This window comes from Dyadobacter crusticola DSM 16708 (assembly GCF_000701505.1).
In the GTDB taxonomy this organism is placed as follows: Bacteria; Bacteroidota; Bacteroidia; order Cytophagales; family Spirosomataceae; genus Dyadobacter; species Dyadobacter crusticola.
Genome location: NZ_JNJB01000001.1, coordinates 89045 through 103937, shown reverse-complemented (window position 1 = coordinate 103937; position 14893 = coordinate 89045). Strand labels below are relative to the sequence as shown.

Here is a 14893-nt window from a genome sequence, read left to right as displayed (position 1 = left end):
GGTTTTCAGTAGCGGACACCTTTCAGGTCGGCAATTACAATCGGTACCTGTTGTCCGGCTTTTTTGAGCCTGATCAGGTCGGTTTGAGTGGTATCCATCACCTGAATGTACTGCGCATCCTTAGGCAGGTACAGGTTGGTCAATTGTGCGTCCTGAACAGAGTAGGGCAGGAAAGTTTTGTCCATCTCGCGCCTCGCTATCAGCTTGATCGCCGGGTAATAAATCGTATCTCCCTCCTGGTAGGTGCTCTTGATTTTCTGTGCCGCGGCATAGTAAGGATTAGGTACCCGGGGCACGGCGAAATACCCGTATTTGATGGATCGGTCCTGGTAGAATTCGCGGAGGCGCAAGCCTACAAAGCACAGCTGGATCGCCAGAAATCCATACAGCAATAGTCTGTAACCCATTTGCAGCTTTCGGTAGTATTGAAGCAGCAGACTTAATAAAACGATCACATAAGGAAATGAAAAACCCGGGTAGCGCTGGTTCAAACCATAAGTATGTCCCGCACGAAATGCCATGAAGATTAGGAAGAATGTGGGTATCAGTCCCATCAGGTAAAGCATCCACAATCTCTTGCGCTCTTCCTTACCGGCAGCGCGGTGTATATCGGGGATAAATGAGAGTGCGAAAATGCTTACCGAAAAGATGCTGAATTGGAGTTTGTGATGACTGTAAAACAGCCCCGCCAGGATAATAAACGCAAAAGGCACCTTGTCTTTGATTTGGTCAGGCGCTTTGATGTGATTTCTGAAACGGTACCAAAGGATGATCAGCAAGCCCGTGGCAATCGCGACTGCCACATTCCTTTTGCCGCCCAATGCATCCGTAAGTCCATTTGTGAAAATCACGAGATCTGTAAAAATCGGCAATGCCCGCTGAAAAACATTCCCTAATGTAGCCGGCAGGATTGTCCCGTACGGATTGTTATAAGGCATGGTATCGGCCATTCTTTTATAAAGATCAGCCTGGTCTTTCAAAGTATATAACGTGTATTTACCACCTCCCGAAGTGAGCCACCATGTAAGTCCCGACAATGCTGCCACTGCTGCAAGCGCCATTCTGATCCAGCCTTTGATGCTCCTTAAAAAGAAGAGCGCGTACGCTCCATGTGCCAATAAAACTGAAATAGTAAGAAAGTGCGACAACAGCCCTAATCCTGCCGAAAGAATGTAGCCGAGATACAATAATGCCGTTTTCCGCCTGTTAGCCTTATTTTCAATAATTTGAAGGAAAAAATAGGTAGCCAGAAGCGTCAGGAAGAATGTAAGCGAGTAGTTACGCGCCTGGTGACTGTATGCAATGAAAAATGGCTCTATGGCAACAATGCCGGCTGCGATTAACCCGGTATTAGCATTGAAAAACCGCCGGCCGAACAGGTAAGTAAGACCGATAATCATCACACTTAATAGCACCGAGAAAGATCTGGCAGAGTAATCCGACAAACCAAAAATGTCCATCCAAAGGTGCAGAAGCAGGTAATAGAACGGGCTGTTACCAATGTCGCTGCGCGTTAGCGCGTCGTAATAATCGTCAATGGTTTTCGGTGCCCAGAACTCCGCAGGGGTAAATGCGCGGGCAGTAGGGATTTCCTCGTATGTGAAAGACCGGATTACCTGAAGTGGTCTGTAATCCAATGGCGGGGTTTTCCAAAATTCCTTAACCGCAAGTCTTTGCGTTGAATAAACCGGTTTTTGATTAGCGCCTTCCAGGACAATTCCCTGGCTGACAACCATCGTACTTTTCTCATCAAAAAAAATGCTGAACCGGTCCAGACGATATAATCTTAATGCGGTTCCGGCAATTAGAATGACGATTAATATGAGCCAGGAACGCAGATTTTCGCTTGTGAAATTTAGGGACATTAGATGTTTGCTGGTGGGTTCCGTTTTGAGAAAATGAACGGAATTAACATATCAAGTAGCCGCGAAAATAAGCAAATTTCCTTTTGTAAGACATTTTTCAGATTTTAAGAATCGTAAATTCTACTCTTCGGTTCCTCTGGCGGGTTTGCTCTGTTTGGTTGCTTGCAATGGGTCTGGCCGGGCCCCAGGCTTTGGTTTGAATGCGTTTTCCTTCGACCCCTTTTGAGAGCAGGTACTTCTTCACCTCGGCGACCCTGTCCGCCGAAAGTTTGACGTTTTTTTGAACATCGCCCTGGTTATCGGTGTGCCCTTCCAGAAGGATCTCCATACCAGGATAAGCATTCATCGCATTCACGATGCGGTCGAGCTCAGGGAATGAAGTTTCAATAACGGCGGCGCTGCTTTGCGCGAACATGGTATTGCTTAGTCGTATTTGCGCCCCTTTCTTTACAGGTTGTAAATAAAGGTTTTTACGGATTGTTTTAAAACTGGTATCGTCTGTCAAATCTATGTCCTCGGAAATCGGGAAGTAGCCCTCTCCCGAAGCGGCGACTCTGTAAGCTTCTTTCAATGGTAAAATGAGCCGGTACTCGCCAGTTTCCGGGTCGAATGTCGCTTTACTGAAAACAGAGTTGTCTTTCTTAATTTCTGCAATAATTTCAGACTTAACAGGCTTGGTCGTTTCCGCCTCATAAACATTCCCTGCTACAATCACCACAGGTTCAGGCTTAATCTCCGGCGACATCCTGATCCTGAAAATATCCTCGGTGCCCGGCGCTTTGTCACTTGCGGAGAAGTAGGCATAGTCGCCAGTCGCCGGAATGTTCAGGAATGCGTCCCAAAGAGGCGAGTTGATGGAAGGCCCAAGGTTCTCTGGTTTTGACCATTTCAGCCAGGTATCGTCCAGTCTTCTCGTCATAAATATATCCCCGCGCCCGTAGCCGCTGTGTCCAAAGGAGGAAAAATACAGCGTCTTGTTATCCAATGCCAGAAAAGGAGTGCCCTCGTCATCTGCCGAATTGATCAGAGAACCCAGGTTGCGAGGCTCTGTCCAGGTTTCATCTTTTTGTAAAAATGAAATATAAAGATCTTTGCCGCCCTCAGTATCCGGTCTTTGAATTGAAATAATCAGTACATTCTCGAAAGGAGAAACCGTAATTTCAACGCTCTCCGTTTTCTCGAGCAAATTCAGGATCTTGGATTCCTTCGGAAAAGACCAACCCGTTTTGGTTTTATAAGATTTGGAAAAACCGAAGTACATACTTCCGTCCGGCCGGTACACATTGATGAGGTACAGCGTTTTGCCATCAGCGGAGATGCTGGTTGCCGCATTGGGGCCTGCATTGTTGATAGGCGAACCCATATTTACCGCATTCGACCATTGCCCTTTTTCATTGGCTGTCGAAAACCATACATCCTGTGTGGCGGGGTTGCCTACATTGCCGGCAAAATTGCTGCGCGTGAAGAAAAGCGTTTTTCCGTCGGGCGAAATGACAGGGGCAACGTCCTGACCGGTGCTATTGATCGCACTGCCCATATTTTCCTTTTTCGACTTGAAATCAATGCCCGTCGCTACGTGAATGCGCGCTTCAATCGGCGCAATACTTTCCGAAATTCCTACTGCATCGATTTCATTGAAGCCCGACACTTTTCCCGTTTGCAATACCAGCTTCACAGCATTGATTTGCAGATTTTGTTGTTTTGGGAAAATCCGCAGCATTCGTCCTTTTACGGTGAGCTGAGTAGCGGGCGCTTCCATGACGAGGTGCTCCTTGCCGGAAGGTTCGTAAGCATATATCCGAACAACCGCGCCGGGATTGACATTTTCCGCAATTGCGATCTGCTTTAAAGAGATTGCTTTCTCGAACCCGACTTTGATCCAGTCCTCACTTCTGTTGTCCGCCTCAGCTGGTGACCAGGCACACGGACTTGACCCAAAATCAGGCATTTTATTCGGTTCGCCGAGAATTTGTTTGGAACGAGAAGCGTAGCCGAATGCAGAAGGCCGTAATTCAGAAGAGTAGCCAAGTACCTTATTAGCCCACAGCACTTCCTGAGCTTCACTATATTGGGGAAAAACTGAAGCAAACAGGCAAAACGTAATAATTCGTGTCAGTAAATTCATGGGGCGCTCCATTCCGGCAGAGGCAAGTCAGTATCTGGTAATATTATTAAGAATACAGATGAATGTCAAACCTACTGTTTGGAGCCGATCAGCAATATCCAGTCCCAGCCCGGCTGTGAGTCGGGAGGTTGTACCACAACCTGTTCCGCCGTGCTGAACTTTCCTCCGTCCCACCTGCGCCCGGTTCGCGGACTATACCAGACAGCGCCAAACTCACTTCCATGTAGGTATTTTAGATCAACTTTGACGGGCCTGGATTCGGGCAGGTACATCATGCACATTCTTTTGTTGGATAGGGAAACAATGCCGATCTCGGCTTTATCAATGGAGTCGGGCAGCAGATCGGGCTTGTCGGGCTGCATGTATTCCCACGGGATTCCTTTCAGGATTTTAACCAGCTCGTGGATATACTCTGCACCGTCTTTGGTAATGTTTACTTTCCAGGTGGGATTAAAATTTTTGATCGTGCTCATGTGGCAAAATCCTGCGGCTGAGCTCAGAATAGACTGGTAAGCCTGCGTCCGGATCAATGAAGATTGATCGGTTATCTCTCTTGGGAACTCTGAATTGGCAATCAAAAATGGTCGCAATGAAGCTTCTGCCGAGTTTTTCTGCCAATTGGCCAATGCAGCATACTCCGAGGGCGTGACAGTAGAATCGGGAATAATGAATTTCAGACTGGAAAAATTCGAGGAGTTCTCGTTAAGGTTAGTGGGCGAGCACGTATTCAGTGACGCCAGTATTTGTCCCTCAGAAACCGACCTGATACCTTCCGCAATGGACCCAAATTGCGCCGCGCTCTGGTACTCTTCCTCACTTACGATCCAAATGATGTTGGAATAACCGGCAAAAGCTTTTCCTACATAGGCACCATATTCTTTCCACGCTGCTTCATTATAGGTATCGAAAATGGCATTCCAGCTTTTCCTTGACACTACAATGCCCACTACCAGGTTCCGTTCTCTGGCGGCGGCTATTATTTTGCCAAAATGGTCGAAGTACGCTTTGTTGGGCTTGGTAATATCATTATTGATAAACGGCGCGACTTTATTGATGTTTCGTTGGTTTGGAAGCATTGGCAGCAGCTGCACCAAAAAGGTATTGAAGGATTGCGATTTCCTGATATCCATATATTGGACCGCCTCCGTGTAGCTCAGCCGCCGCAGCAATTGCCAGGCTACATCGGCTACCATCAGAAACGGAACGCCATTATTATCAGTAATATGTCGTCCATTCGGACTGATTTTCAATGGGAATTTGGGCGCGGCTTCCTGAACTGGCTTAAATGGATTGACAAAGCCCAGACAAAAGGCAATCAGTATTCCCAGGCATGCAGGCAAAAGCAACTGCGCGCGGCAGTTCCTGATTTTTTGTACCAAGTTCAAATTCAATTTGTGCAGAAGCTGAGACTAACTAGCTGTTTCTTAACCTTTCAATCGTAGCCGCAGGATCGTTTGAGTTGAAAACAAAGCTGCCGGCCACCAGAATGTCCACGCCTTCTTTGACAAGCTGTGGCGCATTGTCCAGATTAACGCCGCCATCTACCTCAATCTTGAATGAATACCCAAATTTTTCACGGAGTGCATTCAGTTTGGCGATTTTCTTGTAGGTATTCTCAATGAATTTTTGTCCGCCAAACCCTGGATTAACAGACATAATCAACACCAGATCAGTGTCTTCCAGAATATCTGTCAGCAGCTCAACCGGTGTGTGCGGGTTCAATGCGATACCTGCTGACAACCCGAGCTCTTTCAGGTGCTGGATATTCCGGTGCAGGTGTGTACAGGCTTCGTAATGAACAGTTAAGCCCCAGGCGCCTGCTTTTTTAAATGCTTCGAAGTATCGGTCCGGCTTTTCGATCATTAAATGCACATCGAGCGGCTTGCCGGCGTGTTTGTGAATTGCCTCGCAAACGGGTATCCCGAAAGAGATGTTGGGAACAAATACACCGTCCATTACATCGACGTGAATATATGTGGCCGAACTTGCATTCAGTATTTCAACATCACGTTGCAGATTGCCGAAGTCGGCAGCTAGTATGGAAGGAGCAATTTCAGCCATGATAATCTCAAATTAACGAAAACGATATCCGGCGAAATTAGCAATTACTTGTTTAAATCGCGAAAAATGGCATTTGCCTGAGCATCGAAGTCTGGAAAGATCGGCGTTTTAATCAGCTGCTCGCCGCTAAAAGTCCCAAACAACAGATACTGCCCCGAATACAACGTGTATACCTCGACCAGGGTTTTTTCAGGAAATACAATCCAGTATTCCTTCACGCCGTAGCGTTCATAAATTTTTTTCTTAATGACGGTATCCATTTTGAAAGAACCTTTTGAAACTACCTCAACTACCATATCCGGCGCGCCGCGTACCCAATCCTGCATGATATCTTTTTGCTTGTTGGAAATAAAAAGTATGTCAGGTTGTAAGACGTTGAATCTGTCTTCCAGAATCGTGTCCAAAGGAGCAATGAAAACCTCGCCCAGGTTATTATCTTTTACGTACCTTTTTAAGAAAAAGGCCAGGTCAAACAAGATTCGCTGGTGAGAGAGCTTCGGGCTAGGCGACATTACTTCCTCTCCATTGATGATCTGCGTCAGATCGGGATTGTAAAAAACGGTTGTGTCCATTGTTTTCATTTTCAATGCCTTTTACGAAAATACATAAAATCAAAATAGAAATCATCGGGCTTAAAGATGGTGTTTCTATTTAGACGGTCGGATTCTAAATCGGTTACACAGGTCAGCAAGTTTTTTACAAATCTCATATTTGAGCCGAACTCATCACAAGACTTACTTCCAAATTAAGAGTTTGAAAAATTGGCGAATTGATCGTGTCGCTAGTTGTAAATACTCCGTGAGTCTGGTATGCTATCCGCTGTAATGTATAGATCTCAATCAAGGCCTTCTCTGGAAATACAAGCCAGTATTCCTGCACGCCGTACCTTTCGTAAATAGCTTTTTTTACAACCGTATCCATTCGGTACGAACCTTTTGAAACTATTTCGAGCGCCATTGCTGGTGCGCCCCTGACCCAATCCTGCATGATATCAGCCTGCTCTTTTGCAACAAACAATATATCCGGTTGTAGCACATTGAATTTCTCTTCCAGAATCGTGTCCAAAGGCGCGGCGAAAACCTCTCCCAAATCATTGTTTTCAACATAAGTCGTTAGTGCGCGCAGCAATTTCCTGGAAACCCGCTGGTGAGAAAGCTTCGGACTAGGCGACATTACTTCCTCTCCATTGATGATCTGCGTGAGATCGGGATTGTAAAAAATGGTTGTTTCCATTGTTTTCATTTTCAGTGCCTTTTACGAAAATACATAAAATCGAAATAGAATTCATCTGACTATAAGATGGTGTTTCTGTTTGGACGACCGGATTTTGAATCGGTCACATGGAATTACTAAAATTTCGAATAAATCTTAAATTTGACCCAAATCCATAAAGCCATTCCGCATGAGTCCCGAACAGCAGATCCAGGAGCTTACCGACAAGCTGAACCACTATAACTATCGCTATTACCAGGATAGCGTATCCGAAATCTCTGATTACGAGTTCGACCAGCTCTTGAAAGAGTTGAAGGCACTGGAAGATGCAAACCCGGAATTCAGGCAACCCGATTCACCGACACAGCGGGTAGGAGGGACGATCACAAAGTCATTCAACACGGTGTACCACCGGTACCCGATGCTTTCGCTCGACAATACTTATAATGAACAGGAATTGCGCAATTTCGACGATCGGGTAAGACGCGGACTTGATGGAGAGGCTTACGAATACATTTGCGAACTAAAATTTGACGGGATATCCCTGAGTTTTACCTACGAAAATGGTGTACTGGTAAGAGGCGTAACACGAGGCGACGGTACGAGAGGGGATGAGATTACAACCAATGTAAAAACGATCAGGACTCTGCCTTTGCGAGTGAAATCCGACAAGCTGCCGCCGCTATTTGAAATCCGCGGAGAAGGTTTTATGCCGCTGAGCTCATTTCAGAAGCTGAATGAGGAAATGGATATGCTGGGTGAAAATCAGTATGCCAATCCGCGCAACGCAGCTTCTGGTTCTTTCAAGTTGCAGGATTCAGCAGAGACTGCGCGCCGGCAGCTCGATTGCTACATTTATTCCTTTTTATCAGACAATGCATTTTTCAAAAGTCACGAAGAAAGCTTGCTGGCGCTGAAATCGTGGGGATTCAACGTTTCGCCCGGCTGGAAAAAAGTGAGCAATATCGATGAGGTAATCGCTTACATTCATGAATGGGAAGAGAAAAGAACGACGCTTCCGCTCGCTACTGATGGTATTGTAATCAAGGTCAATTCATTTGAGCAGCAGCAGGAACTAGGTTTTACAGCCAAGAGTCCGCGTTGGGCAATTTCATTTAAATACAAAGCAGAAAACAAGCCTGCGGTACTCCGAATGGTTACCTACCAGGTAGGCAGAACAGGAGCAATCACTCCGGTCGCTAATCTGTGCGATTTAACTGAGCGTGCGCTCCCTTATAATCAGGTGAAAGGCGTGCATTTATCAGGCACCCGCGTAAAAAGAGCTACGCTGCACAATGCAAATGAGCTTGAAAGATTAGGTTTAGAGATCGGTGATACTGTTTTCGTTGAGAAAAGCGGAGAAATTATCCCCAAAATCACAGGTGTGGACGTGACTCAGCGAGATTTGTTTCCTACTGAACCCATTGTATTTCCAACCCATTGCCCTGAATGCGGCTCCGAGTTGCAGCGGAACGAGGGAGAAGTTGCATTCTTTTGTCCGAACGACAGCCACTGCCCGCCGCAGCTGAAAGGCCGGATCGAGCACTTTATTCACCGGAAGGCGATGAATATCGAGAGTCTGGGTGAAGGTAAAATTGAGACACTATTTGACCTCGGCCTGGTGAACACGCCTGCGGATTTGTATGATCTCAATGAAGGGAATTTGTTGGGTATTGAGAAAAGTATTGTTAATGAAGAAACAGGGAAAACCAAGAAGATCAGTTTCCGTGAAAAAACAGTTGAAAACATCCTGAAAGGCATTGAGCTTTCGAAAACAGTCCCATTCAAAAATGTGCTTTTTGGATTAGGTATTCGCTTTGTGGGCGCTACCGTGGCAGAAAAGCTGGCGACTTACTTCAAATCCATCGAGGCGCTGCGCAATGCAACTTACGACCAGCTGGTTGCGGTTCCCGAAATCGGCGGCCGCATTGCAATGAGCATTGAATCCTATTTCAGCGTGCCCGAAAATCAGCAGCTCGTCGCCCGCTTGCAGGCTGCCGGACTGCAAATGGAGAGCAACGAAAAACCTGTCGAAAAAGAAAGCGATGTGCTGGAAGGCAAAACTTTCGTGATATCGGGCGTATTTGAAAATTTCGAGCGGGACGATCTGAAAGAGAAGATTGAAGCCAATGGAGGAAGGGTTTTGAGCGGCGTTTCCGGAAAGCTGAACTACCTGCTGGCCGGCGCAAATATGGGTCCGTCCAAACTGGAAAAGGCGCGTAAGCTCGGTGTGACAATTCTTTCAGAGGAAGAATTTTTGGCAATGATTGATAATAAGTAAGGTAAAACGACTTAGAAAGCTAACTTTGCGTTTTCGAAAATCAACCAATTATATAGTTTAATAATGCCATTGGACCAACGTTTCAAAGGGGTAGGTGCCGCATTGATCACTCCTTTCGATCAAGAGAATGAAGTAGATTATACAGGTTTGAAAAAGCTGATCGACCTGGTGAGTGAAGGCGGTAGCGATTACCTCGTCGTACAGGGAACCACCGGCGAATCGCCTACGGTATCTTCCCGCGAAAAACGTGAAATCCTGGCATTTACGATTAAGAACAACTACAAGTCGCTACCGATCGTGTACGGTGTTGGTGGGAATGACACGAGAGCAGTGCTCGAATGCATTAAAGAAACCGATTTTACGGGTGTCGATGCAATCCTGTCCGTTTGTCCGTACTACAATAAACCTACTCAGGAAGGCATTATCGCGCATTTTACCGCCATTGCCGACGCTTCGCCTGTTCCTGTGCTGCTCTACAATGTGCCCGGTCGCACGGTGATCAATATGAAAGCGGACACCATTGTGAAGCTTTCTGCACATTCCAATATCATCGGGATTAAGGATGCAGGTGGAAGTATTGAGCAAAGTATGGAGCTGGCCGCGCGTGTTCCCGACGATTTTCTGCTGCTTTCAGGAGACGATAACCTCGTTACTACGATGATCAGCGTGGGCTGGCACGGAGTTATTTCAGTTATCGCTAATGCATTTCCGAAAGAGTTTGGTGAACTGACCTGGCACGCGCTGGAAGGGCGCTTTAAGGAAGCCGCCAGATTACAGCTCTCATTCCTGGAATTTGATACATTGCTTTACATTGAATCAAATCCGGTTGGGATCAAAAAATGTCTGGAAATAAAAGGTATATGCAGCTCAAACGTACGCTTGCCACTGCTAAAAGCTTCTCAGGAGCTTGGTGAAAAGCTTGAAAAAGCGATGATACGCGAAGGATTTATATAATGATTACATTTTATCCCGGACCCTCCAAAGTTTACGATGAGGTTGGTCAATATTTGCAGGAAGCGGTTGAAAGTGGAGTGATCAGTGCGAACCACCGGAGTGGTTCCTTTATGCAAATGATGGAAGAAACCATCAGCAACCTGAAATCGAAACTGGACGTTCCTGCGGATTACGAAGTTTATTTTGTTTCCTCGGCCACTGAATGCTGGGAGATTATCGCCCAGTCGCTGATCTCGGTACCGAGCCTGCACATCTATAATGGTGCATTCGGAGAGAAGTGGATGGAATACACTCAGAAACTTACCTCCGGCGCAAGCGGACTTTCATTCGACATGAATGACCTCCCGGATCTTCCTTTCGCCAGTAAATTGTCGGGCAGCGAGGTGATTTGTCTGACACATAATGAAACCTCAAACGGAACAGCGCTTCCGGCCGGATTCCTGGAATCGTTAAGGTCGGAGGGGGATAACCTGATTGCGGTGGATGCAACTTCTTCTATGGCGGGCGTGGTACTTCCCTGGTTATCAGCTGATATTTGGTATGCGTCAGTACAAAAATGCTTCGGCCTGCCTGCCGGAATGGGTGTGATGATTGTTTCACCAAAAGCAATCGAACGCGCCGTGGAAATCGGAGAGCGAAAGCATTATAATAGTCTGCTTTTCATCCGCGAAAACTTCCTCAAAAATCAGACTCCATTTACACCTAATACATTGTGCATCTACCTGCTCAACAAGGTAATGCAGCAGGTGAAGCCTATCAGTGAGGTAGCTGCGCAAACCAGGTCGCGCAGTGATCAATGGTATCGTTTCCTGGCTTCAAACAAATATAATCTTCTGGTTAAAAATGAAGCAGCCAGGTCTGAAACGGTGATCGCGGTGACCAATACGCCGCAGCGGATCACGGAGATCAAAGAGGCAGCCAGAAAGAATGGGATCACGCTTGGAAATGGGTACGGAAAACACAAGGATACCAGCTTCCGGATCGCCAATTTTCCTGCTATATCTGACCAGGAGATAGCAGCTTTGCAGTATTTTCTTGTCCAAATGGCGAGAAAGCAGTAATGAGTAGTAAACGGAAATGTTTGTATTTAGTAAATAAAATCAACACCATTTCCCGCAATTTTAAGTTGTGCGTTTAGACCTATTAAAGCAATACCAGGCGCAAACAAAATGTCTCGTAGCCCTGGACTCCATCATTTTCGGCTTTGATGGCGAAGAATTGAAATTACTGCTCGTAAAAAGAGGAATTGAAGACGAGGACCGTACCTGGTCTTTAATGGGCGGCTGGGTGCAGCCCGATGAGAGTCTCGAAGGCGCATCTTCCCGCATTCTGTTCGAGCTTACCAATCTTAAAGATATCTACCTGGAACAGCTGCATACTTTTGGCAGTCCCGACCGTGATCCCGTAGAACGTACAGTGTCAGTAGCTTACTTTGCATTGATTAATGTAGAGGACTACGCGCACAAGATTTCCCGGAACTTTGAGGCGCAGTGGTTTTCAGTTCAGGAGCTTCCTAAATTGCTGTTTGACCACGGTTCTATGGTAGAAATGGCGATCCAGCATCTGCGTTACAAAGCTTCCCAGCACCCGATCGGTTTCGAGCTGCTGCCTGAAAAATTTACCATTCCACAATTACAGAAACTTTACGAAGCCATTTTCGGGACGGAGCTGGATAAGCGCAATTTCAGCCGCAAACTGCTGTCTACCAATCTGCTGATCAAGCTGGACGAAAAACAGAAGGGATATTCCAAGAAAGGCGCATTCTTTTATAAGATCGACGAGGAGAAGTACAAAAAGCAGTTTAATACCTTCCTGAATTTCCTTCCTGGAAACGGCTCTTAATCAGTTACCATGACAGTACTGGCTTATTTTCGTATTGATATATAAGTCGAAATACAACGATTTTAAGCAACTTTGCGGTTCTACCTCAATGCGCGCCGCATGTTCAATTTTAAAGAAATCGTTTCCGTTACCCTCATTCTTTTCTCCGTGATCGACGTACTTGGTTCCCTGCCGGTGATAGTGGATTTCAGGAAAAGACTTGGTAAAATTGAGTCTGAAAAGGCGACGATCACGGCTGGAATCATCATGGTCGTTTTTCTTTTTCTGGGCGAAAGGCTGTTGAGTCTTTTTGGGGTAGATGTGGCTTCTTTCGCCATTGCGGGTGCGATTATCCTCTTTTTGTTGGGGTTGGAAATGATCCTGGGCAGGAATATTTTTAAACACGACAATATTGATGTGGGCGTCGCCTCCATTGTTCCTATCGCATTCCCGATTATCGCCGGAGCCGCTACGATGACTACTTTGCTCGCATTGCGCTCAGCCTATCAAATCCAGAATATCCTCATTGGTATCTTGTTGAATCTGTTTTTCGTATACCTGGTGTTAAAGTCTTCAAACTGGATCGAAAAGAAGCTGGGGCAAGGCGGGACGGATGTATTAAGGAAAATTTTCGGGATAATCCTTCTGGCGATCGCAATCAAGTTGTTTAAGACCAACCTGGTTGTATAGCAGAAAATCCCCGGTGTCAAGTATTCAAACCAATAGATAGTAATAGCAATGCAACAGCTGGATAGCCTTAACCAAGTCGCCGAATTTCACAAAACATTTAAGCACCCGATTGTAGCCGCACCTGCTATTCCGTCGGAAGAGCGCAGCAGGTTGCGCGTGGCGTTGTTGGCGGAAGAATTGAAGGAGCTCGAAGTAGCTATCCTCGAAAAGGACATTGTTGAAGTAGCAGATGCACTTTGCGATTTGCAGTACGTATTGTCAGGAGCTGTGCTGGAATTTGGGCTAGGCGAAAAATTCAGGGAGCTGTTTGACGAGGTACAACGCTCGAATATGTCGAAAGCATGTTTGACAGTGGAGGAAGCAGAAGCCACAGTGGCCCATTATCAGGCAAAAGGTACTGAATGTTATTTCAAAGAAGATAATGGTAAATACCTGGTATACAGAACTTCCGACGATAAGACTTTGAAGAATATCAACTATTCCCCGGCCGACCTGGCTTCCATTCTCGGTTAATCCGGTTTTCAAACAGATTTGATTATGAAAACATCAGTTCTCGAACGGTTTCTGAGGTATGTGCAGATCGATACGCAATCAGACCCGGAATCGGAAAGTTTTCCGAGCACAGCCAAGCAGCGCGACCTCAGTAACTTACTGGCGGTGGAACTGCTCGAACTGGGTGTTTCCGATGCGCACGTAGACGAGCACGGTTACGTGTACGCGACGATTCCTGCCAATTCCAACAAAATCAATGTGCCTGTGATTTGCTTTTGCTCGCACGTGGATACATCTCCGGATGTTACCGGCGCGAATGTAAAGCCGATTGTACACAAGAACTGGGACGGAACGGACATTGTCCTCCCCGACGATAATACGCAGGTTTTAAGAATCGGAGAATTGCATGATCTGGACCAGCAGATCGGAAATGACATTGTTACTGCGAGTGGCAAAACTCTGCTGGGAGCCGACAACAAAGCCGGTGTGGCCGAAATTATGGCAGCAGCCGAGTACCTGATGAACCACCCGGAGATCAGGCACGGAGAAATTAAGATACTGTTCACCCCCGATGAAGAAGTAGGCCGAGGCACAGAGCGCGTCGACCTGGCTAAACTCGGTGCGGATTATGGATATACTGTGGATGGTGAAGCCGCAGGTACACTTGAAAACGAGACCTTTTCAGCTGACAGCGTCAAAATCACGATCAATGGTGTGAGTACCCACCCAGGTTACGCGCTCGGGAAATTGGAGAATGCAGTCAAAATCGCCTCAGATATCATCGCCCGTTTGCCGAAAGACGCATTGTCACCAGAAACGACCGAAGACAAGGAAGGTTTCATTCACCCGACACACATAGAAGGTATTCAGGAGAAAGTAATCCTCAGCTTCATCATCCGGGATTTCACAACAGCCGGTCTCCACGAAAAAGAAGAATTCCTGAAAAGCATAGTTGACGAGGTGCTGACTGCCTATCCCAATTCCACAGCGGATTTCATGGTACAGGAGCAGTACCGCAATATGAAGGAGATTTTGGATAAATACCCGGAGATCATCGCTCATGCAGAAGAAGCAATGCGCCGTGCGGGACTTGATCCCGTTTGCAGAAGCATCCGCGGCGGTACAGACGGTTCCCGACTATCTTTCATGGGCTTACCCTGCCCCAACATCTTCGCCGGCGAACACGCATTCCACTCAAAGCTAGAATGGGTTTCGGTACAGGATATGGAAAAAGCGGTTGAAACAATTGTAAATATTTGCAGGGTTTGGGAGGAGAAGCACTAAGTGAATTTTGAATGACTGAATGACTGAATGATTGAATGACTGAGTTTTTTCAGTTATCGAATGACTCAATTTTGAAGGTTGTTGAGGATTTTTGAAAAATTTGTCGAA

The 14893-nt window shown here is 46.3% G+C and carries 13 protein-coding genes; 7 read left to right on the top strand and 6 right to left on the bottom strand.

Annotated elements, in window-relative coordinates; all coding sequences use genetic code 11:
• Positions 1-5: 5 nt before the first annotated feature.
• The 6 genes from Q369_RS0100520 to Q369_RS27455 all read right to left on the bottom strand — a co-directional run bounded on the left by Q369_RS0100520 (position 6) and on the right by Q369_RS27455 (position 7284).
• Complete coding sequence (locus Q369_RS0100520; RefSeq protein WP_031525552.1) at positions 6-1865, bottom strand: glycosyltransferase family 39 protein; 1860 nt, start codon at positions 1863-1865, stop codon at positions 6-8.
• 97 nt (positions 1866-1962) lie between these two features.
• The gene (locus tag Q369_RS0100515; protein WP_031525550.1) at positions 1963-3990 is read right to left on the bottom strand and encodes an OmpA family protein; all 2028 of its coding nucleotides are present in this window, start codon (positions 3988-3990) and stop codon (positions 1963-1965) included.
• 71 nt (positions 3991-4061) lie between these two features.
• Complete coding sequence (locus Q369_RS0100510) at positions 4062-5369, bottom strand: apiosidase-like domain-containing protein (protein WP_031525548.1); 1308 nt, start codon at positions 5367-5369, stop codon at positions 4062-4064.
• Between the two features lie 34 nt (positions 5370-5403).
• A complete protein-coding gene (gene rpe / locus Q369_RS0100505) occupies positions 5404-6051 on the bottom strand; it encodes a ribulose-phosphate 3-epimerase (RefSeq protein WP_031525547.1) in 648 nt (215 codons plus the stop codon).
• A gap of 44 nt (positions 6052-6095) precedes the next feature.
• Positions 6096-6632 (bottom strand): Uma2 family endonuclease, encoded by a 537-nt coding sequence (locus tag Q369_RS0100500; RefSeq protein WP_084165616.1) that lies wholly within the window; start codon positions 6630-6632, stop codon positions 6096-6098.
• Between the two features lie 124 nt (positions 6633-6756).
• Positions 6757-7284, bottom strand: a complete 528-nt coding sequence (locus Q369_RS27455; protein ID WP_229206699.1) for a Uma2 family endonuclease — start codon at positions 7282-7284, stop codon at positions 6757-6759.
• Positions 7285-7453: 169 nt separating this feature from the next.
• Here Q369_RS27455 and ligA point away from each other — a divergent pair, with 169 nt between their 5' ends.
• From ligA to pepT, 7 genes are all read left to right on the top strand, one after another.
• On the top strand, positions 7454-9544 hold the full coding sequence (gene ligA / locus Q369_RS0100490; protein ID WP_031525541.1) for an NAD-dependent DNA ligase LigA: 2091 nt from the start codon (positions 7454-7456) through the stop codon (positions 9542-9544).
• Positions 9545-9607: 63 nt separating this feature from the next.
• Positions 9608-10498: a 4-hydroxy-tetrahydrodipicolinate synthase gene (dapA, locus tag Q369_RS0100485; RefSeq protein WP_031525540.1), complete on the top strand. Its 891-nt coding sequence runs from the start codon at positions 9608-9610 to the stop codon at positions 10496-10498.
• Positions 10498-11559 (top strand): aminotransferase class V-fold PLP-dependent enzyme, encoded by a 1062-nt coding sequence (locus Q369_RS0100480; RefSeq protein WP_031525537.1) that lies wholly within the window; start codon positions 10498-10500, stop codon positions 11557-11559. Before dapA ends, Q369_RS0100480 begins: the two co-directional genes overlap by 1 nt.
• A 67-nt stretch (positions 11560-11626) precedes the next feature.
• A complete protein-coding gene (locus Q369_RS0100475; RefSeq protein ID WP_031525535.1) occupies positions 11627-12340 on the top strand; it encodes an NUDIX hydrolase in 714 nt (237 codons plus the stop codon).
• A 99-nt stretch (positions 12341-12439) separates the two neighbouring features.
• On the top strand, positions 12440-13009 hold the full coding sequence (locus Q369_RS0100470; RefSeq protein WP_031525534.1) for a MarC family protein: 570 nt from the start codon (positions 12440-12442) through the stop codon (positions 13007-13009).
• 48 nt (positions 13010-13057) lie between these two features.
• Positions 13058-13522: a pyrophosphohydrolase domain-containing protein gene (locus Q369_RS0100465; protein ID WP_031525532.1), complete on the top strand. Its 465-nt coding sequence runs from the start codon at positions 13058-13060 to the stop codon at positions 13520-13522.
• Between the two features lie 24 nt (positions 13523-13546).
• Positions 13547-14785, top strand: coding sequence for a peptidase T (gene pepT, locus Q369_RS0100460; protein ID WP_031525530.1), 1239 nt, complete (start codon positions 13547-13549; stop codon positions 14783-14785).
• Positions 14786-14893: the final 108 nt, after the last annotated feature.